This window comes from Rhodococcus sp. B10, assembly GCF_011770055.1.
Taxonomy (GTDB): domain Bacteria; phylum Actinomycetota; class Actinomycetes; order Mycobacteriales; family Mycobacteriaceae; genus Rhodococcoides; species Rhodococcoides kyotonensis_B.
Genome location: NZ_JAAFYV010000052.1, coordinates 1 through 26,958, shown reverse-complemented (window position 1 = coordinate 26,958; position 26,958 = coordinate 1). Strand labels below are relative to the sequence as shown.

The window sequence follows — 26,958 nt, the reverse complement described above, 5'->3', positions numbered from 1 at the left end:
CGTGTGCTTCAGGTGTCCATCGATGCAGCAGCCGACACATCACGGGAAAGACAGCCATCGGCGTCAGCGCGGAAACGAGTCAAACCACTGCATCGACGAACCATTCCAGTATCACTGCGCGGAAAGTTGGCCTCTGGTGCAACTATCCGCGCACGGGCGGCGCAGCCGCACCGAACACCCCGCGGTAGACGAGCGCGCCCAATGCTCCACCGACGAGCGGGAAGACGACGAACAGCCAGACCTGTCCCATCGCGCCGGGCTGCCACGGGGCGACGGCCAGGCTTCGGGCCGGATTGACCGATGTGTTGTCGATCGGAATCGACACCAGATGGATGACCGCCAGCGTGAAGCCGATCGATACGCCGGCGAGCGGGACGTCGGAGATCTGGTCGGTCGAGGCCAACACGACGAAGACGAGCAACGCCGTCAGGAGCACCTCGACGACGATCGCTGCCGTGATGCCGTACCCGTTCTCCAGGATCCCGCCCAACGGGCCTTCGATCGCCGACGGGCTGTGCGGTCCCCAGCCGTTGGCGCCGAGGCCGTCGACGCTGCGGTCGTACGAGGGAAGACTGTTCGCGATCGCGAACAACACCGCGCCGGCTATCAAGCCGCCGACGACCTGGGCAACCATGAACAGCGCCGTCTGAACGATCGTCAGACGGCCGACGAGCAACTGCCCGAACGTCACGGCCGGATTGACGTGACATCCGGAGATCGGGCCGATCGCGTAGACCAGGAACAACAGGGTCAGGCCGAAGGCGAGCGCGACGCCCAGATTTCCCACCTTGTCGCCGGCGAAGACCGCGGTACCGACTGCGGCGAACACGAGCACGAACGTGCCTATCGCTTCGACGATGTACTTCTTGGTATCGGAGATGACCTCGGGTTCCACATACTCCTGTGCCGTCGACATAGCCCACCTCTGCTCGATCGAAAAGTCGAAAAGAGAAACCTGCCGAGCAGTAGGTTACGCCAGTCGTGTGATCTCTACCACGACATCGAGGTCGGTGGAACCACCACCCGAGTAGATACCTTTCAGGGGTGGGACGTCCGCGTAGTCGCGTCCGAGACCCACCGACACGTGCTGTTCGCTGACGGGAATGGCGTTGGTCGGGTCGTAGCCCCACCAGGCGCCGGTCCATGCCTCGATCCACGCGTGGCTCTGCCCCTCGACCGACGCACCGACGACTGCTTCCTTCTTCGGGTGCAGGTAGCCGGAGCAGTAGCGACTCGGGATACCGACGCTACGCAGCAGCAGAAGCGTCAGATGCGCGTAGTCCTGGCAGACGCCCTTCTTCTCCGACCACGCCTCGACAGCCGACGTGTGCACGCCCGTCGTGCCGGGGACGTACGACATCTCCTCGTGTACCCATTCGGCAATTGCGACGACCGATTCCTGGGGCGGTAGGCCCTTCGTCAGCTTCTTCGCGATCGACGCGAGTTGCCGATTCTGCGGCACGTAGACCGTGAAGCCGAGGACTTCGTCGAAGCGGTCGACGACTGCTTCGCTCGCCAGGTACTCCCACGACGCCGTCTCCTCGGGCGGCGTGAACGGGTCGGTCTCCACGACGGACGACCCCGTCACCTCGAGTTCGGTGTGCGGCGCGTGCAGGTCGAACGCGGTCACCGCGGTTCCCCAGTAGTCGGTGTACCGGAACGATCGAGTGACCGGATTGGTCTCGACCCGGTTCAGAATGACGTTCTGTCGGTGGTCGCTTCGTGGCGTCAGACGCGCCTCGTTGTACGACGACGTCACCGGCGCGTCGTACTTGTAGCCCGTGGTGTGCACGACGCGCATACGCCAACTCACAGCTCACCTTCCAGTTGATCTTCGTAGCTCCCCTTGCCTGCGTCGGTCCACGCGACCCACGGCGCGGCGTGAAAGTACTGCTTGGAGATGGCGTCGCCGAGTTCGCGGCACGTCTCCTGCAGCGCGATCAGCCGGTCCTGCAGATCGTCCAACAACGCACCGGGGCGCAGGAACTCCAGTTCGCTTCGGGCTCGACCCAGCAACCGCTGGGCTTCCGCACGAGCGCCGACGCGGCTGTTCGGCTGATGATCGAGCTGATCGAGCGACCGCTCCGCCTCGCTGAGCGCATAGAACACCGATCGCGGAAAAAGCCTGTCCAACAACATGAATTCGAGCACGCGTTGCGCGTCGAGCGCCCCTCGGTACGTCCGAAGGTAGGTGTCGTGCGCACCTGCCGCGCGCAGCACCGTCACCCACGCGGGCGACGACGGCCTGTCCCCCGCGCGTGAGAGCAGCAGCCGCACGACCATGTCGACGCGTTCGACGGAACGGCCGAGGATGAGGAAGCGGTAGCCGTCGTCGTGACTGAGAGTCGAGTCGGCGAGACCGGCGAACATCGCCGCCCTCTCCTCGATGTAACTGAAGAACTCGTGCGGACCGGTGCGTTTCGACGCGCGGATCCGATCACTCAGCCCGTTGTAGGTCGTGTTGAGGCATTCCCACATCTCGGTGGACGTGACTTCCCGTGCGCCGCGGGCGTTTTCGCGCGCACTGGACAGCGAGTCGACGATGGACCCGCCGCCTGTCCGGCTGAACGCGACGAGCTCGGTGAGCGACCACACGTCGAACGACTCGTCGGGCTCGTACCGAAAACCCAGCACGCGCAACAGAACTCGCGAGATGTGGTCCGGGTCGACGGTCGCGTCCTCGAGCAGCTGGTGCACCGTGACGTCGAGAATGCGGGCAGTGTCGTCCGCCCGCTCGACGTATCGCCCGATCCAGTAGAGCGATTCCGCGTTCCGAGCGAGCATCTAGCTGACACCACCGTTCGACTGCTGCTGCTGTTGCTGCTGTTGCTGTTGGTCCATCGTCAGTTCGGGGCCCTGCTCGACCGTCGGCGACTCGGGCGGTTCACTGACGATCTCCTCGCCCGCGAGCTCCTGCTCCTCCTGCGACGTTCGCGTCGCCAGCACCCAGGTGTCCTTGCTGCCGCCACCCTGACTGGAATTGACCACCAGGGACCCCTCCGGGAGCGCGACGCGCGTCAGACCACCGGGCAGCACCCAGACGTCGTCCCCGTCGTTGACCGCGAACGGGCGAAGATCGACGTGACGCGGCACGAGCCGGTCGCCGATCTTGGTGGGAACCGTCGACAGCTGGACGACGGGCTGAGCGATCCACCCGCGCGGATCGGCACGGATCTTCTTGCTGATGGTCGCCAGTTCCTTGGGCGACGCGTCGGGACCGAAGACGATGCCGTAGCCGCCGGAACCTTCGACGGGCTTGATGACGAGTTCGTCGACGCGATCGAGCACTTCCTCGCATTCGTCGTCGAGCCAGCAACGAAACGTGTCGACGTTCGCGAGCAACGGTTTCTCGCCCAGGTAGTAGTCGATGATCGTCGGTACGTACGTGTAGACGAGTTTGTCGTCGCCCACACCGTTTCCGACGGCGCTGGAGATGACGACGTTGCCGGCACGCGCGGCGTTGACGAGCCCAGCGACGCCGAGAACCGAGTCGGGCCGGAACTGCATCGGGTCGAGATAATCGTCGTCGATGCGTCGATAGATGACGTCGACCTGACGCTCACCCTCGGTGGTCCGCATGTAGACGACGTTGTCGCGGCAGAACAGGTCTCGCCCCTCGACCAGTTCGACGCCCATCAGACGAGCGAGCAGCGAATGTTCGAAGTAGGCCGAGTTCGCGACTCCCGGGGTCAGAACGACGACGGTGGGGTCGGCCTCGTTCAGTGCGGCGGACGCACGCAGGGCGCGAAGGAGGTGCGACGCGTAATCCCCCACCGCGCGGACTCGATGCGTCGCGAACAGATCGGGGAACACGCGCGCCATCGTGCGGCGGTTCTCCATGACGTAGGACACGCCGGACGGCGAGCGCAGGTTGTCCTCGAGGACGCGGAAGGTGCCCTGGGCGTCGCGCACGATGTCGATGCCGGCGACGTGGATACGGACACCGTTCGGCGGGACGATGCCGATCGCTTCGCGGTGAAAGTGCTCACACGAGGTGACGAGGCGCTTCGGGACGACGCCGTCGCGCAGAATCTCCTGGTCTCCGTAGATGTCGGCGAGGAACATCTCCAACGCCTTGACGCGCTGCTTGAGGCCACGTTCGAGTCGAGACCACTCACCCGCCGCGATGACGCGCGGCACCTGGTCGAGCGGAAACGGCCGCTCCTGACCGGACAGCGAGAACGTGATGCCCTGGTCGATGAAAGCGCGGCCCAACGCATCGGACCGCGCGTCCAGGTCGGCCGAGCTCGACGGTTCGAGTGCAGTGTGAATTCCTTTGTAGGGCGTTCGGGTCTTTCCTTCGCCGTCGAACATCTCGTCGAACGCCGAGCCGTACTTCCCGTTGTCGAGGTAACCGTCGAACACCCCGTCGATGACGGGATTCGCACGTGCCGCGGATTTGGACTTCGTCTTGGCCTTGGCCTCTGGGGCTGCGGCGCCTCCGGATCGCGGACTCATTGTCGACATGTTGCTACAGAGACTGGCGTCGAGCGCGCTGGACACGTTAAATTCTCGAAACACGGCCCGTCCCGCACGGCCCGGCGCGACGCCGCGTCGACGGATTGGGTTCTGCGACGCCCAGCTGGTATTCTCGATCTTCGGCGCTGGGCTGCAATGGCTCCGCAGCAGACTTCGGGCATTCCAGCATGGATCGCCCTGACCGGAATACCGACGAAGACAGAAGGATTTTACGCGTGGCCAACATCAAGTCCCAGAAGAAGCGCATTCTCACCAACGAGCGCAACCGCCTGCGCAACCAGTCGGTGAAGTCCTCGCTGCGGACGATCATTCGCTCCTTCCGCACCGCTGAGGCTGCAGGCGACAAGGCAACGGCGTCCGCCATCGCCGTCACCGCAGGTCGTCAGCTGGACAAGGCAGCCAGCAAGGGCGTCATCCACAAGAACCAGGCAGCCAACAAGAAGTCGGCTCTGGCTCTGGCTGTCAACAAGCTCTGATTCAGACCTTCTCGTAGAGAACCTCGCAAGAACCCGCTCGGATCACCGAGCGGGTTCTTTGCTGTTCGCTCCGCTTCGGCCGGTCAACTACCGAGGCCGGCCACGACGGCCACCGCGTGCTCGACGGCGTAATCCGCGTCGGCTGCTTGGCCTTTGACGTCGGCGTTCAACTGCGCGACGATCTGCAACGCCTCCCCGATCGACTGCCCGTTCCAGCTGCGCGCCTGGGCCTGCGCCTTCTTGATCTTCCACGGCGGCATGCCGAGTTCACTCGCCATACGGAACGGGTCCCCGCGACCCGCCGACCCGACCAGCGCGATGGTCCGCACCGCGTCGGCGAGCGCGTCGGCAAGCAGGACGTGGGGCACACCCCGGTGCATCGCCCACCGCAGGGCCTCCAGCGCGCCTGCACCATCCCCTGCGACGGCCTTCTCGGCGACGTCGAAACCGGAGACTTCGGCTTTGCCCGAGTAGTAGCGGCGTACCGCGGCCACGTCGACCTTGCCCGCGGTGTCGGCGACCAGCTGCGAGCACGCCGCCGCTAGTTCACGCAGTTCGGAACCGACGGATTCGACGACGGCCTCGACGACGTCGCCGCTGACCCTGACACCCGCAGCGGTGAATTCTCGTTTGACGAAGTCGGGGCGGTCGCCGGGCTTCAGCTTGGAGCAGTCGTGCGTGACGGCACCGGCCTTCTGCAGCGCACCGGCCATCGCCTTCGCGCGGCCACCGCCGGAATGCATGACGACGAGGACGGCCCCGGCAGGCGGATCCGCGGCCGCGTCGAGCACGAGGGCGACGGCGTCCTTGCCCGCCTCGGCTGCCGCCTCCAGCACGACGACGCGGTCCTCCGCGAACAGAGACGGGCTGAGCAGCTCGGCGAGTTCGGGGGCGGTGGCATCGCCTGCACGCAGCTTGGTGACCGGCACCTCGTCACCCTCGGGTGCCCCGGCGCGCACATCGGCGACGATCGACGCGACCGCCCGATCCATGAGCAATTCCTCGTCGCCGAGTACGAGGTGCAGAGGAGAAACCGAGGCTGTCGCAGTCACAGCACAGATCGTGCCATGCCGGTCCGACGCTCTCCGAATGCGCCGACGTCACAAGAGTGCCGTTGCCACCCACGCGAGTGTCGCCGCCGCACAGAGCACTCCGCACACCCATCGGATGGGCCGGAATCGCAATGCCACGAGGACGACAAGCGTGCCGCCGAGAACGAGCCCTGCACCGGCGATGCCGTCCGGAACGACGATCGCACCCCCGGGAGCCGACGCGGCCCAGTGCGCGACGGCAATCAACCACCACAGCGGCGCGGACGCCAGTTCGAGGACGAGTGCGGCGAGTCCGATCGAGACCGGTGCGATCGTTGCCGCGGTCGCACCGACGACGGTGATCGGCGCGACGACCGGCGCGACCACGATGTTGGCCAGTACACCGACCACCGAGAACGTGCCCGCCATCGCCGCCACCACCGGGGCCGTGACGGCGTGAGCCGCCACCGCCACCGCGACGATCTCGGCACCGGCCCTCCCCCACCCGTGACGACGCAGCCAGTCCACCCAGACCGGCGCGAGCACGACGAGACCGGCGGTCGCGAGCACCGACAACGCGAATCCGAAGTCGACTGCCAGTTCCGGCCACCACGCGAGCAACACCAGCACTGCGGTGCACAACGCGGGGACCGCCTGACGACGGCGCCCCGTCACGAGCGCGAGCAGTCCTATTCCGCCCATCACGGCCGCGCGCAACACGCTCGGCGACGGACGCGCGACCACGACGAAACCCAGCAACACGACGGCACACACCACCACCGTCGGGCGTGGACCGATTCCGATCCCCCGCGTCAACAACAGCACGGCACCCAGGACGATCGAAAAGTTGGCTCCCGAGACGGCGTTCAGATGTGTCAGACCTGCTGCCTTGAAATCGCTTTCGACGTCGTCGGGCAGTGCCGAGACGTCTCCGACGACGAGACCGGGCAGCAGCCCGGCCTGATCGTCGGGCAGCGCTGCCCCGGCGGCCGACGTCAGATCACGCCGTATCGAATCCGCTGCGACGCCGATCGGACCTGGATCGCCCACCAGCAGCGGCGGTCCCTGCGTTCGAACGACCGCGAGCGTCAGATCGGCGCGGTCCGGCAGTGCGAGCCGACCACGCAGCGTCACCGATTGGCCTGGCACCACGTGCTCCCACCCGTCGGCGGGCGCGACGACGAGAATTCGACCGCCGTGACGAACGGGAACACCTCCGATGTCGATCTGCTCGAGTTCCGCTCGTACCGACACCGTTGCGGGACCGGGGTAGCGCAACCGACGGGGATCCTCACGAACCACGACCGCCGCGCTGACCCACGCCTTGTCCGCCGCTGCCGACGTGACAGGGCTCGATTCGATTGCCGACGAGTGCAGTGCCGTCGCGCCCGAGTAGCAGGCGCCCGCTACCGCGAACGCGATCAACCCGACGCCCCATCCCACTCCTCTGGTCGAAACACACAGCAGCGCAGCAACACTCGTGCAGACGACGGCGAGAACCACGGCGACGGCCGATCCGAACAGCACCCCGGCGACGGTCGCGGTCCACGCCGCGGCCGCGGCGGGTACCAACCGAATATCGAACGGCCGGATGGCCGGTTCGTTCACACCGAGACCTGAGTGCGCAGCTTCTCCAGTCGGACCGGGCCGATGCCGTCGACCTCCGACAGTTGGTCGACGGAGGTGAAGCGACCGTTCACCTCCCGCCACGCGACGATGTTGGCGGCCGTGACAGGACCGACGCCCGGCAGCGCGTCGAGCTCGGCCACCGACGCGTCGTTCAGATTCACCGGACCGCCGCCGACAGGGCCGGCTGCCGCCGTCGAATTGCCCTGCGTACCAGCCTGACTCGTCGTTCCGCTGACGATCGGACGCCCCTCGGGCGGCAGCGCGCCGACCACGATCTGATCGCCGTCGGCGACTTTCGCCGCGAGATTGAGCGCGACGACGTCGCCGCCGTCGCGGGCTCCACCCGCCGCGGCGAGGGCATCGGCGACGCGGGATCCGACCGGGAGATGAACCAGACCGGCGTTGACGACGAGCCCGACGACACTGACGACGATGTCGACCGGCGGTTCGGGAACTCCGGACGAAGCACCATCGGACGCAGCACCGCCGGACGCAGCATTACCGGACGCCGAAGCGCCCTCCGAAACAGGCTGCACGACAGGGAGAGCCGGAACCGGGGCTACGGCGGGCGCGTCACGAAGCCAGCCGTACGCCGCCACGAGGACGACGACCAGGCCCACCCCCGCCAACGCGAACATTCCCTTGCGTCCCGGGTCCACGCGCGCGCCGCGCCACCGTTCGGGTAGATACGCCGACAGGGCTGTGTCGCGACGATCGTCGGCGAGCAACCAGTTCGGTTGTCCGGTGCGATCGTCGTCGTGTTCGCCCGTCGATCGTGGCGGTGCAGATCCGGCGCGCGACACCGTACGGTTCTCGAGACTTGCCATGGGCCGACGCTAACCCGGCGACGATTCCGGCCTGGCTCCTCTGCGCTGGTGAGAAATTGCCCTGTGGACAGACCGGACGGCTGTGGACGATCAGGCGTCGGGGCAGACCGCGACGCCGACCGCTCCCGGCCCGACGTGCGCACCGAGCACCGCTCCGAACGGTGTGACGTCGACGCGGTCGACCTGCGAAACACGTTCTGCCAGTTGCGATGCGAGCGTCTCGGCGCGTTCCGGGCACTGCATGTGATGCACCGTCAGCGCGACGCCGTGCTCGCCTGCGACCGACGCGACCGCGTTCACGAGTTTTCCGAGCGCCTTCGTCGACGTGCGCGCCTTCTCCGCGAGGACGAGCCGCCCCTCGCTCAGATGGAGGACGGGTTTCATCGCGAGCGCCGTCCCGAGCAACGCTGCGGCTGCGCCGATCCGGCCACCGCGGCGCAGATGGTCGAGTTTGTCCACGACGATGAACGAGCGCACGCGCACCGACACCGACACCGCTGCGTCGTAGACGGCGTCGAGGTTCCCGCCTGCCGCAGCCGTCGACGACGCCGCCAGCGCGGCGTACCCGACGCCCATTCCCGCCGCCCCGGAGTCGACGACGCGTATGCCGTCTCCCAGTTCGGCGGCAGCCTGCCGGGCCGCCTCCCACGTGCTGGAGAGTCCGCGCGAGATGTGCACGGCGACGACGCCGTCGCCGCCACTGCGGTCGAGCGCGTCACCGTAGATCCGTCGCAGTTCGTCGGGCGACGCGCCGGCCGTCGTCACGGGGCCGTCGGCGGCGAAGTCGTCGGGAATCGGGTCGATCCCCTCACGAAGATCGGCACCTCCCACGAACACGTGCAGCGGCGCGATTGCCATGCCTTCTCGCCGGGCTACGGCGTCGTCGATGCACGCCGAGGAATCGGTGACGACGACGACGCTCATGCCTGCTGCCCGTCCGCGCTGACGCGGGGACGCAGTTCCGCGAGCATCGCGTCGGCGACAGCGACGTGTGCGTCCCAGCCCCAGTGGATGCCGTCGGGATTCGCGTTGTCGGACATGATGTTCGCGCGGACGGCCTCGGCGAGATCGACGAGCGGCACGCCGGTGTCCGAGCTCCAGCGCCGCAGTGCCCGCTCGGCTGCGGGCCGCCCGGTGTGCACGTTGCCGTACGCGTCGCTGCGATGCACCGAGGGCAAGGTGCCGACGACGGGCAGGTCGGGTCGGACGTACGCCAGAGCGGCACGGGACTTCTCGAGATATTCGACGCTGAGCTTGGGTGGCAACGCGACGGGCCATCCGAGCGGCGACAGCCGGGGCTGCGCCCACTGATATCCGTTTCGAACGAGACGACGGAGAGCCGGCGGCCTGACGTAGCGAATCTGCTCGCGCAACGCCGTCGGCAACGGTGACGGCAGCGAGTCCATGCCGCCGACGCCGAACACGACCGCGCCCGCTTTCGGGATCGCTGCCCACACGCGGGGGTCCTGCGTCAGTGCCCACCACACGTCTCGGCTGGTCCAGCCGATCCGAGCGACCAGTTCGACCGTCCACCCCAGCTCCGACGCCACCAGATTGGGCCAGATCCTCGGGTCGTCGACCGGCAGGCCGCCCTTGGGGCCGTAGTAACTGAGCGAGTCCGCCAACACCAGCAGTACCGGCGGCGTCCCCTCGGCCACCGGTGGTGCCGAGTAGTCGTCAGAGGACGTCACTGGCCACCCGCGCCGACGCGTTCCACACGTCCAGACGCCATCCCAGGTCGGCGACGTCGCCGTGGCTGCTGAGCTGCACCCAACTGGTGTTCGACAGCCCGCCGAAGACCGGCCATCGGTCGACGGGAAGATCGAGCAACGCTGCGGTCAGTGCAGCGATCAGGCCGCCGTGCGCAACGAGGACGACCGGATGATCGGCGCCGGACGCACCCCATTCCGGCAGCGCCGCGACCAGTTCCTGTACCACCGGCACACTACGGCGAGCGACGTCGACACGGTTCTCCCCACCGGGCGGAGCCATCTGCGCGTCGGCGCGCCACCGGAGCCGCGCACCCGGTGCCACGGCGTCGACGTCGTGATGCGTCAACCCCTGCCATTCGCCCAGGTGCGTCTCACGCAGGCGTTCGTCCGAGGTGACGGCGAGGCCCGCCGCGTCGCCGAGAGCCGACGCGGTATCGAATGCGCGCTTCAGGTCCGACGAGACGATGCGGAGCGGCGAGCGCGCCGCCAACACGGCGGCCGCGTCCTTCGCCTGCGTGCGACCTAGTTCGGTCAGATCGGTGTCGAGCTGGCCCTGCATACGATCGTTCGCGTTGTATTCCGTCTGACCGTGGCGCAGCAGGATCAACTGCCGCTTCGCAGCGATACTCACTGCTCCGATTCCGAGTCGGCGTCCCGGCGTTCGCCGATGCCGGGAACCTCGACGGTCGGGCAGTCCTTCCACAGACGCTCGAGAGCATAGAAGTTGCGCTCGTCGTTGTGCTGGACGTGGATCACGACGTCGACGAAGTCGAGCAACGCCCACCGGCCCTCACGAGTGCCTTCCTTGCGGACCGGCTTGTATCCCGCCTCGCGCAGTTTGTCCTCGACGTTCTCGACGATCGAGCTGACCTGGCGCTCGTTGGGAGCGGAGGCGATGACGAAGCAGTCCGTGATGACCAACTGCTCCGAGACGTCGAGAACGACGACGTCGGTCGCCAGTTTGTCGTCGGCCGCGAGCGCCGCGATTCGTGCGACGTTCACGGCCTCGTCAGTTGCAGTCACTTAGCTTCTCTCCCACTGGTTCGGGCTCGACTCCTCGGTCACGGAATCGGCCTGCTTGATCTTCTGGGGCACCGGCTCCGACATTGTGACGGAACCGTCGAGGCGTTGCTCGCCTCTGGGTCGATAGAGATTTCTCTTCGAGATGTACTGCACCACGCCGTCGGGCACGAGGTACCAGACCGGCCGATTCTCTGCCGCCCGCAACCGGCAATCCGTCGACGAAATGGCCAGCGCCGGAATTTCGATGAGCGTCAACGCATCGTCCGGAAGCGCCTGCAGGTGGTCCGCGAGGTGCTCGACTCCGAGCTCGAACCCAGGCCTCGACACACCGACGAACTTGGCCAGTTCGAACAGTTCCTCCCAGTTCTGCCAGGTCAGGATACTCTCCAGCGCGTCCGCTCCCGTGATGAAGTACAGCTCGGCGGTCGGGTGCTGGGCTCGAAGGTCACGCAGTGTGTCGACGGTGTACGTCAGCTTCTCGCGGTCGACGTCGACCCGGCTTACCGAGAAACGTGGATTGGACGCGGTCGCGATGACCGTCATGAGATACCGGTCCTCGGCGGGGCTGACCGCCTTGCCTTCCTTCTGCCACGGTGTTCCGGTCGGGACGAAGATGACCTCGTCCAATCCGAAGCTGTTCGCGACCTCGCTGGCAGCGACGAGGTGACCGTGGTGAATGGGGTCGAACGTCCCGCCCATCACACCGAGTCTGCGGACCGCAGGACGGTGTGCAGACGAGTCGCTGGTCTGGGGTGGTCGGTGCACGATTGTCGAGCTTATCTGGCGAGTGTCGTCACACCGGCAGCAGACGTGCGACGAAGTCCGAGAGCTGGACCGCCGAACGACATTCGTACATGCCGATCACCTCGCCGTACACGTTCGCCGCGGAGTCACCGCTCCCCCATTGCCCCTTCGGTTCCGGGTTCAGCCAGTAGGCGTGCTTGGCGACGGACACCGTGCGCGCGAGCGCGTCGGTACCCGGGTCGCGGTAGTTGGTCCGGCCGTCTCCCAGCACCAGAACCGAGGAGCGCGACGTCACCGCCGACGCGTACCCATCGTCGAACGTTCGGAACGCATTCCCGTAGTCGGAGTGGCCGTCGTACGTGATCAGATTCGCTTCCCTGACGATGCGCGTCATCGCGGCGCCGAGGTCCGAGCCGGAGTCGAAGAACTGCGTCACCTCGTCGGTCGAATCGATGAACGCGAAGATTCGGACGCGTGAGAACTGTTCGCGCAGCGCATGAACCAGCAGCAGCGTGAAGTGGCTGAAACCAGCGACGGATCCCGACACGTCGCACAACACGACCAGCTCGGGACGCGCCCGGCGCGGCTTGCGTTGCACGAGGTCGATCGGGACGCCGCCCGTCGACATGGACTTGCGCAGCGTGCGTCGTAGATCGATCGCGCCTGCCCTGCTTCGACTGCGTCGCACGGCCAACCTGCTGGCCAGAAGGCGCGCGAGCGGAGCGACACTGCGTCGAAGCGCAACCATCTCGGTGTCCGACGCGCGAAGGAAGTCGACTTCCTCGGCCAGCTTGGGAACTCCGTAACTCGCGACGCGTTCGCGTCCCAACTGTTCGGCGGCGCGGCGGCGTGTTTCCTGGTCGACCATTCTGCGCAGATCTGCGAGTCGCTGCGCTGCGGTCCGCTTGGCCACCTCGTCCTGGTAACCGCCTGCCGACCGGGTGGACCCGTCGTCCGCCTGACCGAGCAGTCCTTCGAGAATCCTGCTGAGCAGCGTGTCGGGTGCGACGTCGCGTAGCGCTTGATACGCCGAGAACGACGGACCGTTCGTGGACTTGTACTGACCGAGTTCTTCCACCATCTGAGCCGCGAGCAGTTCGGTGAGTTCGACGGCGTCCGGGCTGCCGTCGATCAGCAGCTCGGCGATCAGGTCGCGCAGTGCGGGGAAATCGACCTGCCCGTCCGGTGTGCGCGGCAGCGACGTGTCGATGTTTCCCGACTCCCGATGCCCCGACGCGGCGGGGAACCACAGGTCGAACAGCGCGTCGAACGTGGCCCGATGCGTCGGGCGACGCAGCAGCGAGCACGCGAGCCCCTCGCGCAGCGCCTCCCGGTCCATCAGGTCGAGGACCGACACGACCTTGCCCGCGTCGACGGTCTCCGACGGCCCGACGGCCACACCACGCCTGCGCAACGCCTCGACGAAGTCGACGAGATGACCGGGAAACCCGTGCGGGGAGTGCATGTCAGTTCAGCCGAAGCTCGGCTGCAGCCTTGTCCTGGTCCGACTGGTGCTTGAGCACCACGCCGAGCGTCGTACGCACCGCGTCGTCGTCGAGGGTGTCCAGCCCGAGGGCGAGCAGCGTGCGTCCCCAGTCGATGGTCTCGGCAACCGACGGCAGCTTCTTGAGCTGCATCGCGCGCAGCACACGGACCGTACGGACCATCTGTTCGGCTACGGCTTCCGGAAGCTCGGGCACCCGGCTGGCCAGAATGCGTCGCTCGAGATCGGCGTCCGGGAAATCGAGGTGCAGGAAGAGGCACCGCCGCTTCAGCGCCTCCGACAGCTCGCGCGTCGCGTTCGAGGTGAGCACGACGAACGGGGTGCGCGTCGCCGTGATGGTTCCGAGCTCGGGGATGGTGACGGCGAAATCGCTGAGTATCTCGAGCAGCAGGCCCTCGATCTCGACGTCCGCCTTGTCGGTCTCGTCGATCAGCAGGACCGTCGGTTCCTCACGACGAATGGCCTGCAGAAGCGGCCGCGCGAGCAGGAACTCCTCGGAGAACACGTCGAGCTTGGTCTCGTCCCAATCCTGCGCGCCGCCGGATCCCGACTGGATACGCAGAATCTGTTTCGCGTGGTTCCACTCGTAGAGCGCTCTCGCCTCGTCGACGCCCTCGTAGCACTGCAGTCGAACGAGCTCGGCGCCCGACGTCTGTGCCACCGCCCTGGCCAGCTCGGTCTTGCCGACACCGGCAGGACCCTCGATGAGAAGCGGCTTGCCGAGCCGGTCGGCCAGGAACACGGACGTCGCCGTGGCCTTGTTCGCCAGATATCCGGTCTCGGCGAGTCGTGCGACTACGTCGTCGACACTGCCGAACAAGGGAGGGGAAGTCGGAAGCGCTCGATCCACGTCTGGTGTCCTTTGCTGTCAGCTCATGCTTGTCGGGTGTGGCCTTCGCCCCAGACGATCCACTTGGTGGAGGTCAGCTCGGGAAGACCCATCGGCCCGCGTGCGTGCAACTTCTGCGTCGAGATGCCGATCTCGGCGCCGAACCCGAACTGCTCACCGTCGGTGAACGCCGTCGACGCGTTGACCATGACGGCGGCCGCGTCGACTCGGGTGGTGAACTCCTTGGCGGCCTTCAGATCCGAGGTGACGATGGCCTCGGTGTGGCCGGTGCCGAACGTGTCGATGTGTGCGATCGCCGCGTCGATGCCGTCGACGACCTTCAGCGCGACGTCGAGCGACAGATACTCCTCCGACCAGTCCGTGTCCGTCGCCGGAACCAAACCGGGCAGGTCGCCGTGTACGACGACGCTGTGCGCCTGCAGCGCCTGCAGCAACTGTGGCACGGCGGTCTCCGCGACGGCCGCGTCGACCAAGATGGTCTCGGCGGCGTTGCACACGCTGACGCGTCGGGTCTTGGCGTTCAGCACGATCCTCTCGGCCATCTCGAGGTCTGCTGCCGCGTGCACGTAGACGTGGCAGTTACCGACGCCCGTCTCGATGGTCGGAACCGTGGCGTCGCGCACGACCGCCGAGATCAACCCTGCGCCTCCGCGAGGAATGACGACATCGACGAGACCACGAGCCTGGATGAGGTGGGTCACGGACGCTCGGCTCGCGCTGGAAAGCAGCTGTACGGCGTCCACCGGTAGGCCGCGCGCAGCGAGCGAACCCTGGATCGCGTCGACCAGGGCAGCGTTGGACCATGCAGCCGACGACGAGCCGCGCAGCAGCGCGGCGTTGCCGGACTTGAACGCGAGCCCGAACGCGTCGACGGTGACGTTGGGACGAGCCTCGTAGACCATGCCGACGACGCCGAGCGGAACCCGCAGTTGACGAATGTCCAGGCCGTTGGGAAGCGTCGATCCGCGTACGACCTCGCCGACGGGGTCGGGCAGCCCGGCCACCTGACGTAGTCCTGCGGCAATGCCGTCGATTCGCGCCTCGGTCAGGCGAAGTCGGTCGAGCAGTCCCTCGTCGGTCCCCGCGGCGCGAGCAGCGTCGACATCCTCGGTATTCGCTGCGATGACCTGCGGCGCGGCGGCCAGCACCGCGTCGGCTGCCGCATGCAGCGCCGCATCCTTCTCTGCGGTGGTCAGCAGGGCCAGTGCCCGCGACGCCACCCGTGCACGCCGAGCTGCAACGTGCACCTGCTCACGCTCGTCCGTACCGCCGGTGGCCTGAGACTCCGCAAAGGATGGTGCAGTCATGCACTACACAGTAACCAGAACGGCCCGGCGGGTTGCAGCGTGATCGAGGGAATGCACCTCCGCTCGGGTGGGTTACCGAAACGGCGAGTGTATTTCGACGAAGGAGAGTTTCTTGAGTGCCCTGTTCGAACCCCTGACCCTGCGCGGCGTGACGTTCCCGAATCGCGTGTGGATGGCACCGATGTGCCAGTACTCCGCCGATACCGCAGGTGACCGCGTCGGAGCGCCGAACGACTGGCATCGGACCCATCTGATCAGTCGTGCGCTCGGCGGAGCGGGTCTCATTCTGACGGAGGCCTCTGCGGTGAGCCCGGACGGGCGAATCAGTCCAGCGGACCTCGGAATCTGGAACGACACGCAGACCGAGGCGTTCGCCGAGATCGTCGCGAAGATCGAGGAGCACGGCTCGGTTCCGGGGATCCAGCTCGCACACGCAGGACGGAAAGCGTCGACGACCGCTCCGTGGCTCGGCGGCAAGTCCATTCCTGCCGACGAGGAACTCGGATGGGAGACCATCGGACCCAGCGCTGTCGCGTTCGGTGACTACTCGACGCCGCGCGCCGCGACGACCGAGGACATCTCGCGGATCGTGCGCGACTTCGTCGCCGCGGCGGAACGGTCGTTGCGCGCCGGCTTCAAGGTCGCGGAAATCCATGCCGCGCACGGGTATCTGGTGCACCAGTTCCTGTCCCCCGCCAGCAACACTCGCACCGACGAGTACGGCGGCGACTTCGCCGGCCGTACCCGGTTGCTCGTCGAGATCGTCGACGCGGTGCGTGAGGTCTGGCCTGCCGAACTGCCACTGTTCGTCCGTGTCTCCGCAACCGATTGGCTCGACGAGGACACCGAGGGTCTCGAGGCGCCGAGTTGGACGTCGGATCAGACCGTCGCGCTCGTTCAGTTGCTGGCCGACCACGGCGTCGACTTGATCGATGTGTCCACCGGCGGCAACGTGCGCGCGAAGATCCCGGTCGAACCCGGCTACCAGGTTCCGTTCGCGAAGCGAGTGCAGAACGAGACGAAAATCCCTGCCGCGGCCGTCGGCCTCATCACCGAACCGAAGCAGGCCGAGGACATCGTGTCCTCCGGTGAGGCGGAGGCCGTCCTGCTCGCCCGTGAACTGCTGCGCGACCCGTACTGGCCCCGCCGCGCGGCGCGCGAACTCGGTGCGGACATCGCGCCCGCCGTGGCTCCGCAGTACGAGCGCGCTTTCTGATCCACGTGCACGAAAATACGTAGCCCGCTGTGTATTTTCGTGCACATGGGGTCAGCTCGAGACGAAACCGAGCTTCTTGTCGACCACGTTCTCGAGATCGGTCGACGACGCATACCGCTCGAAATTCGCGACGAACAGATCCGCCAGGCGGCGGCGCCAGCCCACGGCGTCGCCGCTCATGTGCGGTGTGACGACGACGTTCTCGGCAGACCACAGAGAGCTGTCCTCCGGCAACGGTTCGGTGTCGAACACGTCGAGCGCCGCCCCGCCGACGTGACCACTGCGTAGCGCGTCGAGAAGCGCTGCGCTGTCGAGTAATTCACCGCGCCCGACGTTCACGACGCGAACACCCGGTTTGGCCGCGGCGAGCACGTCTGCATCGACGACCCGCCGCGTCGCGTCGGTCAGCGGGGCGATGAGAATCAGATAGTCGACGTCGTGCACCACCTTTGCCAGCGTCGAACTGGCATGCACGACACCGAAATCGGGGTCCCCGTCGCGAGAGGTGCGTCCGACGCCACTGACCTTCATGCCCACCGCCGTCAGGATGCGGGCGATTTCACGGCCGATGGCGCCGGTACCCACCACCATCGCGTGTGTGGTGTCGATCAGTTCCGTTTCTCGATGCCGCCATTCGCGTCGCTGCTGCAGCTGCGCGGACACCGCGGAATCCTTGGCGAACGCCAGGATCTGGCCGAGTACGAATTCGGCGATGGGACGGTCGAAAACTCCTCGCGAATTGGTCACGACGACATCGGATTCCGCGAGAGCGTCGAACATCAGCGAGTCGACGCCCGCCGCGGCGATGTGAATCCATCTCAGCGAATCGCAACGATCCCACACATCGGGGACCGCCGACGAGAAGAAATCCCACAGCAGCAGGACGTCCGCGCCGGGCATGGCGTCCCCGAGGGTATCCGCCGTGGCGTAACGCACCTCGGCCACAGCGGATACCGCGTCCAGCCCCTCGGGGAGGTGATCGGCGTGGAGGACGACGACGATCGGCCGATCGACCGTCAACCCTTGTACCCCACCAGCTCGACGCCCGACGCCGCGACCTCGTCGTCGTTGTCACCTGGACACTGGGTGCCGCGCAACGAACGTCCTGCAGTTTCCGGCATCAGCAGAATCGGAACGAAAGCGATTGCGGCAGCCAGCATCATGTAGAAACCGGGCACCAGGTTGGAGCCGGTCCGGTCGATCAGGAACGTCAGGATCAGAGGTGCGGTACCGCCGAACAACGACGTCGAGACGTTGTAGCCGATCGCGAACGCGCCGTACCGAACCTGCGTCGGGAACAGCGCGGGCAGCGTCGACGACACGCACGAACACATGATGACCAGCAGGATGCCGAGACCCAGCAGACCGATCGTCTGACCGACCAGTCCGGTGTTGATGATGAGCAGGAACAGCGGCACGCTGAACACGAAGTAGCCGACGCACGCCGCCAGGAGCAGAGGCTTTCGGCCGACGCGGTCGGACAGCGATCCGATCGGGTTGATGATGGCCATCATGACGAGCATGATCACGACCAGCGTGAAGTTGGACTGAGTCGTGCTGTGCCCCAACGTGTCACTGAGGTACGACGGCAGGAACGTGAGCACCGTGTAGTAGGCGATGTTCAGCAGCAGAACGAATCCCATCAGGATGAGAATGCGCTGCCAGTACGTCATCGTGGTCTTGAGCGACGCGATCGCGCCGCCACCCTCCGAGCCCTCGGAGACGGTCTCGCCGTCGGCCTTCGCCTCGGAGAACACCGGCGAATCTTCGAGTCGCGTGCGGAGCCACAGCGCGATGATGCCGAGGGGCAACGTCACGAGGAACGGAATTCTCCAACCCCATGCCTCCATCGTGTCGTCGCCGAGACCGAGGTTGAGCAACGTGCACAGAGTGGCGCCTGCGACAGTGCCTGCGAGAGTGCCGAATTCGAGGAACGAACCGAAGAATCCGCGACGCTTGTCCGGGGCGTATTCCGCCATGAACACGGCGGCGCCACCGTATTCGCCACCGGTGGAGAACCCCTGCACGAGCCGGCAGACGAGGAGCAGGATCGGCGCGAGGATGCCGACGGTGTCGAAGGTCGGCAGAATGCCGATCGCTGCGGTCGCGACCGACATCATCGTGACGGTCAGGACCAGCACCTTCTGGCGACCGATACGGTCACCGAGTGGTCCGAGAACGATTCCGCCGATCGGGCGAATGATGAACGACGCCGCGAGAACCGCGAACGTGGACAACAGGCTGGCCCCGCCGTCCTCCGACGGGAAGAAGTTCGCGGCGACGTAGACGGCCAGGTAGCCGTAGACCGCGTAGTCGAACCATTCGACGGCGTTACCGAGTGCAGAGCCACCGATGGCTCGATGCAGAACTTTCTTCTCCTCCGGGTTCAACTCTTTGGTGTCCGGCGGATAACCGGTGGTCGAACTGTCGGACTCGCTACTGCTAGACCCACTACTGGAAGATCGTGTCACGGTCCATTACCTCTCGCTTTGTGAACAACGTGGAGCGTCGGGCAGGTACTTCGCAGCGTTTCACACTACGGAAGCAAAAATTCGACTTTTCGCACTACCCCTAGGTTTTTGTCATAACTGCTGGTCGCACAATGGTTCTGGACGCCATCAATGCGTACGCCCTTGCGCTGTCGCACAATTGCCGAACCGACACCGATTCGTCGGGCTGGTGAGCCTGCGTTTCTATTTCTCCTGGGCCGAACACGACGGTCGGTGTACCCAGATCGCGCGCGACGAAACCTCCGTCGCACGACGCCGTCCACACGTCGGTTCCGCGGAATCCTGCCGCATCGGTGACGGCGCCGACGACCGTGCCGACGACAGCGGCATCGTTCGAGGTCAGGAAACCGGGCATCTCCATCGCGACATCGACCGACACGTCGATTCCATCGCCTGTGATGCCCGCTGCGCGGACACGGTTCGCCAGGTGTGCTGCGATGTCGTGCGCATCCTCGCCGGGAAGAAGCCGGCGGTCGGCGGTGATGACGCAGCGATCCGCGACCATCGAGGTACCCGTGCCGCCCGCGATCGTTCCGACGTTCCACGTGCCCGGCCCCAGGGTGGGGTGCGCGGATGCCCTCAGTTCCTCGGCCATGGTGTCGAGGAGCCCGACGATGCGCGCGGCTGAGGAGATCGCATTGCGACCGTTGCTGGGCCGCCCCGCGTGTGCGGACCGACCGGTCACCGTGATCTCGAGATTCGCAGCGCCCCGGCATCCGACGATGGTCACCAGATCCGTCGGCTCGGCGACGATGCACGACGCATACGTCCTCCGATGCGGCGCACGCACGTACGCGCGAATGCCGAGTCCGGTGTCCTCTTCGTCGACGAGACACGCGAGCGACACCGGTGAAGCACCCACCGCGCCTGCCTCTTTCAACGCAGCCATGGCCATGACGACCGCTGCGAGACCACCTTTCATGTCGCACGCTCCACGGCCGAACAGTCGGCCGTCTCGCACCGTTGCGCGGAACGGGTCGGACGTCCATCCGCTCCCCGCCGGAACGACGTCGGAGTGGCCGACGAACAGCACCCCCGGCTCGTCGGAACCGCCCACCGACACAACGACATTGGGACGACCGGGCGCGACATCGTCGATCTCGACGTCGAATCCGAGAGCGCGACAATGCTCGTCGAGTACTGCCGCGACGGAGCCCTCCGTGCTGCCGGGGTTCTCACCACCGGCATCGATCAGCGCCGACGCCAGGGACACGATCGCGTCGTCGTCGATACGTTCGAGAATTCGACGCTCGAGGGCGTCCGTCATCGACGGGAGCTACCCGATCGTGCGTCGACGACCTTGTCGACCGCCACCGCAAGGCGTTTCACACCCTCGTCGATCCGATCCGGAGTCGACGACGCGAAGCACAGCCGCAGCGAGTCGTGGAACGCGCCCGCGACCGAGAGTGCAGGTCCGGGAATGTAGGCAACACCCTCGGCCAGTGCGACTTCGAACAACTCCTGCGTCGAGATCGACGCGGCCTCGCCGCGCAACGTGGCCCACAGGAAGAATCCACCCTCGGGGTCGGTGGTCACGAGGCTGTCGCCGAAGTACGTCGCGATGCTCTGCTGCATGGCGATCTTCCGTGGGCGGTAGACCGCCGCGAGCGACCGAAGATGAGCGTCGAGGTACCCGCGTCGAATGAATTCGGCGATCATCCGTTGGTTCGGCAGGTTGGTGCACGTGTCCATCGCCTGCTTCGCGTTGATGATCAGCTGCCGAGCCTCGGGGGCGGCGTCCACCCATCCGACGCGTAGGCCCGGAGCGATCATCTTGGAGAACGTGCGTACCGAGAACACGAGCGGATCGTTCGGGCTCAGCGACGGGAAGCTCGGAATGTGCTCGCCCTCGAATCGGAGAAGCCCGTACGGGTCGTCGTCGAGGATCACCGAACCCCATGCGTGCGCGAGCTCGAGCAACATGGTCCGACGCGCGAGCGACATCGTTGTACCCGAGGGGTTCTGGAAGTTCGGGATGACGTAGATCATCTTGGGGCGTCTGCCCGCGCGCTCGACCAGCTCCGGGAGGGCCTCGACGACGAGACCGTCGGAATCCATCGGCGCTTCGAGAACGTCGCCTCCGTAGCTCAGAATCGTCGCCGTTCCGTTCGTGTACGTCGGACTTTCGACGATCACCAGATCTCCCGGATCCACGAACAACTTGCACGCGAGGTCGAGACCCTGCATACCACCGGAGGTGATGACGAGTCGGTCCGCCGACGTCGGCTCCCCCACCGAATCCAGATAGCCGAGCAGCGCGTCGAGCAACGCCGGATCACCCTCGGTCGCAGCGTAATCCATCGCATCGGCCGTCAGGACCGACGACGCGATCTCCGAGAACGCCTGCGCCGGAACCGTTTCGGCGGCAGGTGATCCCATGGCGAATCGAACGATGTCATGCTTCTGCGACGCGAGGAGCGATGTCGAGGAGTCGATCACCGAACCCACGAGCTTGTCGGTGCGCATCGCCCAGGGCAGTGTGGTCGCAATCATTTCACTCCTTCGTCAGCAGGTGCCGCGGGAAGGACGTGAACGTCTCGACTCCGCTGTCGGTTACTCGGACGGCCTCGGATACCTCGTATCCGTAGTCGTCCATCCACATTCCCCCGATGATGTGGAAGGTCATGTTCTCGGCGAGAACCGTGTCGTCGTCGGTGCGGATGCTCACCGTGCGCTCGCCCCAGTCGGGTGCGTAGGCGATGCCGATCGAGTACCCGATGCGCGACGGCTTGTGCAAGCCGTGCTCGGCGAGAGCGATGTTCCAGGTCTGCGCCAGATCGCTGGTCGTGGCACCGGGACGAACGGCGTCGAGAACGGCGTTCAAGGCCTCGCCGGTCGACTTCGCCAGATAGTCGAGCCGCGTGCTCGGAGTGCCGAGGACGATCGTGCGGGCCATCGGGACGTGGTACCGACGGAACACACCGGCCAACTCGACGACGGTGGTCTCACCGGCGATGAAAGCTTGATCGGACCACGTCAGGTGAGGTGTGTCCGCGCCCGCACCGGTGGGAAGCATGGGCACGATTGCCGGGTGGTCACCGCCGAAGGCGTCGGTGCCCTTCACCTGCGCGCTCATGATGGCGGCGGCCGCGTCGCACTGCCGCCGTCCGATCTCGACCGATTCGAACGCCGCCTCCATCGCCGATTCGCACACACGCGCGGCGCCCCGCATCAGATCGATCTCGGCGGGTGACTTCACGACGCGCACCCAGTTGACCAACTCGTAGGAATCGGTGAATCGATACTCGGGCAGTGCCTTGACGAGAACCTCGAAGGCGCGCGGGCTGAAGTAGTAGGAATCCATCTCCAGACCGACCTGGCCGTGCGAGAAGTTGTTCACCACACCGAGTTCCCGCAATTTCTGGCCGACCCACACGAACGGGTGCGTATCTTTGCGCTGCACGAACGTTTCGGGGTAGCCGAACGTCTGATCCTGCGGCAACCACGACGTCCGGAATGCGCCTGCCGCGTCCATCGCCCGCGCGAAGAAGTACAGCTCTCCTTCGAGTGGGACGTACAGCATCTGCGGGGTGTAGAACGACAAAGCGTTGTAGCCCAACAGGTAGTAGAGGTTGGACGGGTCGGTCACGATGAGGGCCGTCAGATTCTGCCGGGTCATGCGTTCCCGCACCGCGGCCAGACGACGGGAGTACTCGTCCTCGGTGAAGGTGATCGGCGTGCTGTTCGGCAGATCCACGTATTCGGCGAGACCCGGTGCATGCTCCGGTCCGACTGCGCTGGTGAGCGCGACGACGGGATGTTCGTTCTCGTTCACTGGTACCCCCTTTCGAGATGTCGCGGACGGCAGCGACCAGCCTGTACGCGTTTTGCAGATTGTTGACAATCAGGCTAGGTGCTGAAACCTACCCACTGCAAGGGATGTCGTGTTACTTCTGCGTTGCGGACAGCCGACGGCGGCCCGGACCGCTCAGGACGAGGCCGGGAGTGGAACGTGCTCGGCGGGGGCCGACTCCGCCGCCATCGCCGTCGTCAGATCGTGGACGGCCGTGTCCATGTGCTCGTGCAGGCCCGCTTCGAGCGCCGCCCAATCCGAGCCGAGCAGCAGGTCGACGAGTAATTGGTGTTCCTCGACGAGTGCTTCCGGTCGGTAGTACGCGGTTTCCAGATTGGCCATGCAGATTCGCGCTTCGGCCGCGAGCGTCGCGTACATCCGAGACATCCTGCTGTTCGACGTCGCCGCCACCAACGCGGTGTGGAAGGCCAGGTCACGCTCGGCGAGCCCGAGCCAGTCGGCACGATCGATGAACGGCTGCATCTGACCGACGATGTCCGACAATTCCACTGCGGTGGACTTCAGGACCGCGAGATCGCCGTTCACGAGCGTCCACGCGGCGCCCACCTCGATCGCGGCGCGCGCCCCGTAGATCTCGGCGACGTCGTCGACACTGAGTTCGACGACGAAGACACCGCGGTTCCGGTAGCTGACGAGCAGACCTTCCTGATTGAGACGCTGCAACGCCTCCCGGACCGGTCCACGTGAAATCTGTAGTTCTGCAGCGACATTCGCCTCGTTGATCTGCTCCCCCGGTGCGTAGGAGCCGTCGATGATGCGATCGCGGATCTGATCCGCGATCACCATCGAGGTGTTCCGCGCATCGATCGGCGTCAACCGCCTCGAACCGGTCATCGTCATGCCTCCTGTCAAGACCTCGGGATCGCAAAGTATTTGTATTCCAAGAACTCGTCTATGCCAACCTTGCCACCCTCACGACCGAGCCCGGATTGCTTGACGCCTCCGAACGGCGCCGCCGGATTGGACACCAATCCTGTGTTGAGTCCGACCATGCCGACCTCGAGCCGCTCCCCCATGCGCAGCGCGCGGTCGATGTCCTGCGTGAACACGTACCCGACCAGTCCCCACTCGGTGTCGTTCGCGAGCGCGATCACTTCGTCCTCGGTGTCGAACGGTACGACCGCGGCGACGGGACCGAAGATCTCGGTCGACATGAGATCGGAAGAGGCGTCGACGTCGTCGAGCACGGTGGGCGGATAGAAGTAGCCGGGTCCGTCGTCCTGGATCCCGCCGACCACCGCACGAGCCCCCCGGGACAGTGCGTCGTCGACGAGGCGTTGCACCTTGGCGCGTCCGTCCTGGTCGATCAGCGGGCCCACCTCGACACCGTCCCGAGCGCCGGCACCGACCGTCAGCGACCCCATGCGGGCGCCGAGCTTGTCGGCGAATTCCCTTGCGACGCTGCGGTGGACGAAGAATCGATTGGCGGCGGTGCACGCCTCCCCCATGTTGCGCATCTTGGCGACCATCGCCCCGTCGACCGCTCGATCGATGTCGGCGCCCTCGGCCACGATGAACGGTGCGTTGCCACCGAGCTCCATCGACGCCCGCATGACGGTCGGTGCAGCCTGCGCCAGCAAGATCTTGCCGACCTCGGTCGAGCCGGTGAAGCTGATCTTGCGCGCGAGGCCGCTCGCCATCCACGAGCCAACGACGTCCGACGCGTTCGTCGTCGGAACGACGTTGACGACACCGGCGGGCACGCCTGCCTCGCGCAGAATGTCCGCGAGCGCCAGCGCAGTCAGCGGAGTCTGCTCGGCGGGCTTGAACACGACGGTGCATCCCGCAGCCAGCGCAGGCCCGATCTTGCGGGTACCCATGGCCAGCGGAAAGTTCCACGGCGTCACCAGAATGCACGGCCCGACGGGCGCACGCGTGACGATGATGCGGTTCTTGCCGTCGCCGGTCGACGTGTGATCACCCGAGATGCGTACCGCCTCCTCGGAAAACCATCGGAAGAACTCCGCGCCGTAGGCGACCTCTCCGCGGGCGTCGGCCAGCGGTTTGCCCATTTCGGCGGTGATCACGGCCGCCAGTTGCTCCGTGCGCTCGACGATCAGCTCGAATGCCCGACGCAGGATGTTGCTGCGTTCGCGAGGAGCCGTCGCAGCCCAGGCCTCCTGCGCATCGGCGGCGGCTGTCATCGCAGCTTCTGCGTCGGCGATCGTTCCATCGGCGACGGCGGCGATCACCTCACCGGTGGCAGGGTCGACGACGTCGAACGTCGCGTCCGTATCGCGCCACGCACCGGCGATGAAAAGTCCTGTCGGAGTATCGATGTGGGGTCGGGTAGTTGTCGCGGTCACCGGAGCCGCTCCTTTCCGTAGTGGGCGGCGATCCTCGCCGATTCGGTCACAGCGCGCGCTTCAAGGTCCGGGCGAGTGCGTCGACGCCCTCGGCGATCTCGTCGTCGGTCACCACCAACGCAGGAATCACACGGACGACATTGCCCATCCCTCCACACGTGAGCAGCAACAGGCCTTCGGAGATCGCGGTCTGCTGCACACGGGTCGCGGCGGCCGCGTCGGGTGCACCTGCGTCGTCGACGAATTCGAGCGCGAGCATCAGACCGACGCCACGTGCGTCGCCGATCGCCGAGTACTGCTCTTTCAGACCCCGGAGACCGTCGAGCAGCGCAGCGCCCTGCTTTGCCGCGTTCTCGACGAGACCCTCGTCGCGGACGACGTCGAGCGTTGCGATGGCCGCGGCCGCGGCGACCGCGTTGCCGCCGTATGTCCCGCCCTGCGAACCCGGCCATGCCTTCGACATCAGCCCGGTGGACGCCGTGATCGCCGAGATCGGGAAGCCCGACGCGAGCCCCTTGGCCGTGATCACGATGTCGGGCTTCGCTGCCGAATGCTCGTGACCCCAGAACTTGCCGGTGCGTCCGACGCCTGCCTGCACCTCGTCGACGACGAACACGATGCCGTGCCGGTCCGCGCGTTCGCGCAGTCCTTCGAGGAACGCGGGCGGGGTCTGGATGTAACCGCCGTCGCCGAGGACCGGTTCGATGATGAACGCCGCGGTGTCGGCGGGACTCGAGACGGTGGCGAGCAGGTAGTCGAGCTCCTTCAGCGCGAAGGCCACGGCGGTGTCGACGTCCCAGCCGTAACGAAACGCGTACGGGAACGGTGCGATGTGGACGCCGCCCATGATCGGCGAGAAGCCGGACCGAAATTTCGTGCCCGCGGTGGTGAGCGACGCAGCCGCGACCGTCCGGCCGTGGAATCCGCCGTGGAAGGCGATGATGTTCGGACGCCCAGTTGCCATGCGCGCCAGACGAATCGACGCCTCGACTGCCTCCGAGCCGGAGTTCGCGTAGAACACGCTGTCCAGACCGGCCGGCAGGACATCGCCGAGCTTCTCGGTCAGCTCGAGGAGAGGCTTGTGCATGACGGTCGTGTACTGCGCGTGGATGATCTTGCCGACCTGCTCGCGCGCAGCCTCGACGACCCTCGGATGGCAATGACCGGTACTGGTGACGCCGATCCCCGTCGTGAAGTCGAGGTACCGGTTCCCGTCCGTCCCGTGGATCCAACTCCCGATCGCGTGGTCCACGACGACAGGGGTCGCCTGCTTCAGGGCTGGACTGAGGTGAGTGGTCGACGCTGTCATGCGGTCCATCGTGGGCGCCACATTGCCGATTGTCAACAATCTGCAACTGACTTTCTGGCGCCCCCACCCGCCTTTCCGGACCGAATGTCACGTTCGGTCACTCGGAGTGAGCGAGGGACGCCCTCGCTGATGTTCGGGCGTTCGGCGCCCACCGGACCGAATGACGCATTCGGTCACCTTGAGTGAGCACGGGACGCCCTCGGTCCTGTCTCTTATACACA

The 26,958-nt window shown here is 66.1% G+C and carries 25 protein-coding genes; 2 read left to right on the top strand and 23 right to left on the bottom strand.

What is annotated here, in order from left to right; genetic code table 11:
- Positions 1 to 142 precede the first annotated feature (142 nt).
- The 4 genes from RhoFasB10_RS24455 to RhoFasB10_RS24440 are packed head-to-tail and all read right to left on the bottom strand — an operon-like array spanning position 143 to position 4,314.
- Complete coding sequence (locus tag RhoFasB10_RS24455) at positions 143 to 916, bottom strand: aquaporin (protein ID WP_114332091.1); 774 nt, start codon at positions 914 to 916, stop codon at positions 143 to 145.
- A gap of 54 nt (positions 917 to 970) precedes the next feature.
- Entirely contained in the window at positions 971 to 1,801 is an 831-nt protein-coding gene (locus tag RhoFasB10_RS24450) for a transglutaminase family protein (RefSeq protein ID WP_068423695.1), read from the bottom strand.
- An 8-nt stretch (positions 1,802 to 1,809) separates the two neighbouring features.
- Entirely contained in the window at positions 1,810 to 2,784 is a 975-nt protein-coding gene (locus tag RhoFasB10_RS24445; protein WP_068423697.1) for an alpha-E domain-containing protein, read from the bottom strand.
- Entirely contained in the window at positions 2,785 to 4,314 is a 1,530-nt protein-coding gene (locus tag RhoFasB10_RS24440; protein ID WP_240931447.1) for a circularly permuted type 2 ATP-grasp protein, read from the bottom strand.
- Between the two features lie 380 nt (positions 4,315 to 4,694).
- Between RhoFasB10_RS24440 and rpsT the strand changes: the two genes are divergently transcribed.
- Complete coding sequence (gene rpsT, locus RhoFasB10_RS24435; protein ID WP_068423699.1) at positions 4,695 to 4,955, top strand: 30S ribosomal protein S20; 261 nt, start codon at positions 4,695 to 4,697, stop codon at positions 4,953 to 4,955.
- A gap of 83 nt (positions 4,956 to 5,038) precedes the next feature.
- Here rpsT and holA read toward each other — a convergent pair whose 3' ends face one another.
- The 11 genes from holA to RhoFasB10_RS24380 all read right to left on the bottom strand — a co-directional run bounded on the left by holA (position 5,039) and on the right by RhoFasB10_RS24380 (position 15,582).
- Positions 5,039 to 6,007 carry a DNA polymerase III subunit delta gene (holA, locus tag RhoFasB10_RS24430; RefSeq protein ID WP_084423640.1) on the bottom strand — a complete coding sequence of 323 codons (969 nt, stop codon included), beginning with the start codon at positions 6,005 to 6,007 and terminating at the stop codon, positions 5,039 to 5,041.
- Between the two features lie 48 nt (positions 6,008 to 6,055).
- Positions 6,056 to 7,594, bottom strand: coding sequence for a ComEC/Rec2 family competence protein (locus RhoFasB10_RS24425; protein WP_167679056.1), 1,539 nt, complete (start codon positions 7,592 to 7,594; stop codon positions 6,056 to 6,058).
- Complete coding sequence (locus tag RhoFasB10_RS24420; RefSeq protein ID WP_167679054.1) at positions 7,591 to 8,442, bottom strand: helix-hairpin-helix domain-containing protein; 852 nt, start codon at positions 8,440 to 8,442, stop codon at positions 7,591 to 7,593. The genes RhoFasB10_RS24425 and RhoFasB10_RS24420 overlap by 4 nt, the downstream gene beginning before the upstream one ends.
- A 90-nt stretch (positions 8,443 to 8,532) precedes the next feature.
- Positions 8,533 to 9,366: a DegV family protein gene (locus tag RhoFasB10_RS24415; protein ID WP_167679052.1), complete on the bottom strand. Its 834-nt coding sequence runs from the start codon at positions 9,364 to 9,366 to the stop codon at positions 8,533 to 8,535.
- Positions 9,363 to 10,133 (bottom strand): diglucosylglycerate octanoyltransferase, encoded by a 771-nt coding sequence (octT, locus tag RhoFasB10_RS24410; RefSeq protein WP_243636946.1) that lies wholly within the window; start codon positions 10,131 to 10,133, stop codon positions 9,363 to 9,365. Before octT ends, RhoFasB10_RS24415 begins: the two co-directional genes overlap by 4 nt.
- Entirely contained in the window at positions 10,120 to 10,785 is a 666-nt protein-coding gene (locus tag RhoFasB10_RS24405) for a histidine phosphatase family protein (RefSeq protein WP_114332086.1), read from the bottom strand. Before RhoFasB10_RS24405 ends, octT begins: the two co-directional genes overlap by 14 nt.
- Positions 10,782 to 11,177 (bottom strand): ribosome silencing factor, encoded by a 396-nt coding sequence (gene rsfS / locus RhoFasB10_RS24400; protein ID WP_167679050.1) that lies wholly within the window; start codon positions 11,175 to 11,177, stop codon positions 10,782 to 10,784. Before rsfS ends, RhoFasB10_RS24405 begins: the two co-directional genes overlap by 4 nt.
- Positions 11,178 to 11,942 (bottom strand): nicotinate-nucleotide adenylyltransferase, encoded by a 765-nt coding sequence (gene nadD / locus RhoFasB10_RS24395; RefSeq protein ID WP_302050729.1) that lies wholly within the window; start codon positions 11,940 to 11,942, stop codon positions 11,178 to 11,180.
- Positions 11,943 to 11,970: 28 nt separating this feature from the next.
- Entirely contained in the window at positions 11,971 to 13,386 is a 1,416-nt protein-coding gene (locus RhoFasB10_RS24390) for a VWA domain-containing protein (RefSeq protein WP_167679048.1), read from the bottom strand.
- A gap of 1 nt (position 13,387) precedes the next feature.
- Positions 13,388 to 14,275, bottom strand: a complete 888-nt coding sequence (locus RhoFasB10_RS24385; protein WP_114332083.1) for a MoxR family ATPase — start codon at positions 14,273 to 14,275, stop codon at positions 13,388 to 13,390.
- Between the two features lie 23 nt (positions 14,276 to 14,298).
- Positions 14,299 to 15,582, bottom strand: a complete 1,284-nt coding sequence (locus RhoFasB10_RS24380) for a glutamate-5-semialdehyde dehydrogenase (RefSeq protein ID WP_167679046.1) — start codon at positions 15,580 to 15,582, stop codon at positions 14,299 to 14,301.
- Positions 15,583 to 15,694: 112 nt separating this feature from the next.
- On the opposite strand from RhoFasB10_RS24380, the gene RhoFasB10_RS24375 reads away from it, so the two are divergent.
- On the top strand, positions 15,695 to 16,798 hold the full coding sequence (locus RhoFasB10_RS24375) for an NADH:flavin oxidoreductase/NADH oxidase (RefSeq protein ID WP_068423838.1): 1,104 nt from the start codon (positions 15,695 to 15,697) through the stop codon (positions 16,796 to 16,798).
- Between the two features lie 51 nt (positions 16,799 to 16,849).
- Here RhoFasB10_RS24375 and RhoFasB10_RS24370 read toward each other — a convergent pair whose 3' ends face one another.
- The 8 genes from RhoFasB10_RS24370 to RhoFasB10_RS24335 all read right to left on the bottom strand — a co-directional run bounded on the left by RhoFasB10_RS24370 (position 16,850) and on the right by RhoFasB10_RS24335 (position 26,737).
- The gene (locus RhoFasB10_RS24370) at positions 16,850 to 17,818 is read right to left on the bottom strand and encodes a D-2-hydroxyacid dehydrogenase (protein ID WP_167679044.1); all 969 of its coding nucleotides are present in this window, start codon (positions 17,816 to 17,818) and stop codon (positions 16,850 to 16,852) included.
- A complete protein-coding gene (locus RhoFasB10_RS24365) occupies positions 17,815 to 19,269 on the bottom strand; it encodes an MFS transporter (RefSeq protein WP_254303461.1) in 1,455 nt (484 codons plus the stop codon). Before RhoFasB10_RS24365 ends, RhoFasB10_RS24370 begins: the two co-directional genes overlap by 4 nt.
- Before the next feature lie 100 nt (positions 19,270 to 19,369).
- Positions 19,370 to 20,575, bottom strand: a complete 1,206-nt coding sequence (locus tag RhoFasB10_RS24360) for a M20 family metallopeptidase (protein ID WP_068423724.1) — start codon at positions 20,573 to 20,575, stop codon at positions 19,370 to 19,372.
- The gene (locus tag RhoFasB10_RS24355; protein ID WP_068423726.1) at positions 20,572 to 21,801 is read right to left on the bottom strand and encodes a PLP-dependent aminotransferase family protein; all 1,230 of its coding nucleotides are present in this window, start codon (positions 21,799 to 21,801) and stop codon (positions 20,572 to 20,574) included. Before RhoFasB10_RS24355 ends, RhoFasB10_RS24360 begins: the two co-directional genes overlap by 4 nt.
- A gap of 1 nt (position 21,802) precedes the next feature.
- Complete coding sequence (locus RhoFasB10_RS24350; RefSeq protein WP_261768619.1) at positions 21,803 to 22,999, bottom strand: Xaa-Pro peptidase family protein; 1,197 nt, start codon at positions 22,997 to 22,999, stop codon at positions 21,803 to 21,805.
- Positions 23,000 to 23,236: 237 nt separating this feature from the next.
- On the bottom strand, positions 23,237 to 23,956 hold the full coding sequence (locus tag RhoFasB10_RS24345) for a GntR family transcriptional regulator (RefSeq protein WP_240931443.1): 720 nt from the start codon (positions 23,954 to 23,956) through the stop codon (positions 23,237 to 23,239).
- A gap of 14 nt (positions 23,957 to 23,970) precedes the next feature.
- Positions 23,971 to 25,428, bottom strand: a complete 1,458-nt coding sequence (locus tag RhoFasB10_RS24340; RefSeq protein ID WP_068423728.1) for an NAD-dependent succinate-semialdehyde dehydrogenase — start codon at positions 25,426 to 25,428, stop codon at positions 23,971 to 23,973.
- A gap of 46 nt (positions 25,429 to 25,474) precedes the next feature.
- Positions 25,475 to 26,737, bottom strand: coding sequence for an aminotransferase class III-fold pyridoxal phosphate-dependent enzyme (locus tag RhoFasB10_RS24335; protein WP_068423844.1), 1,263 nt, complete (start codon positions 26,735 to 26,737; stop codon positions 25,475 to 25,477).
- Positions 26,738 to 26,958: the final 221 nt, after the last annotated feature.

Bases quoted from the DNA above. Each gene is read 5' to 3' on its own strand.
- RhoFasB10_RS24360 (WP_068423724.1), bottom strand. From the start codon at position 20,575: ATGACGGACGCCCTCGAGCGTCGAATTCTCGAACGTATCGACGACGAC.
- RhoFasB10_RS24420 (WP_167679054.1), bottom strand. From the start codon at position 8,442: ATGGCAAGTCTCGAGAACCGTACGGTGTCGCGCGCCGGATCTGCACCG.
- RhoFasB10_RS24445 (WP_068423697.1), bottom strand. From the start codon at position 2,784: ATGCTCGCTCGGAACGCGGAATCGCTCTACTGGATCGGGCGATACGTC.
- RhoFasB10_RS24355 (WP_068423726.1), bottom strand. From the start codon at position 21,801: ATGATTGCGACCACACTGCCCTGGGCGATGCGCACCGACAAGCTCGTG.
- RhoFasB10_RS24415 (WP_167679052.1), bottom strand. From the start codon at position 9,366: ATGAGCGTCGTCGTCGTCACCGATTCCTCGGCGTGCATCGACGACGCC.
- RhoFasB10_RS24455 (WP_114332091.1), bottom strand. From the start codon at position 916: ATGTCGACGGCACAGGAGTATGTGGAACCCGAGGTCATCTCCGATACC.
- RhoFasB10_RS24440 (WP_240931447.1), bottom strand. From the start codon at position 4,314: ATGTTCGACGGCGAAGGAAAGACCCGAACGCCCTACAAAGGAATTCAC.
- RhoFasB10_RS24345 (WP_240931443.1), bottom strand. From the start codon at position 23,956: ATGACCGGTTCGAGGCGGTTGACGCCGATCGATGCGCGGAACACCTCG.
- RhoFasB10_RS24450 (WP_068423695.1), bottom strand. From the start codon at position 1,801: ATGCGCGTCGTGCACACCACGGGCTACAAGTACGACGCGCCGGTGACG.
- RhoFasB10_RS24380 (WP_167679046.1), bottom strand. From the start codon at position 15,582: ATGACTGCACCATCCTTTGCGGAGTCTCAGGCCACCGGCGGTACGGAC.
- RhoFasB10_RS24335 (WP_068423844.1), bottom strand. From the start codon at position 26,737: ATGACAGCGTCGACCACTCACCTCAGTCCAGCCCTGAAGCAGGCGACC.
- RhoFasB10_RS24390 (WP_167679048.1), bottom strand. From the start codon at position 13,386: ATGCACTCCCCGCACGGGTTTCCCGGTCATCTCGTCGACTTCGTCGAG.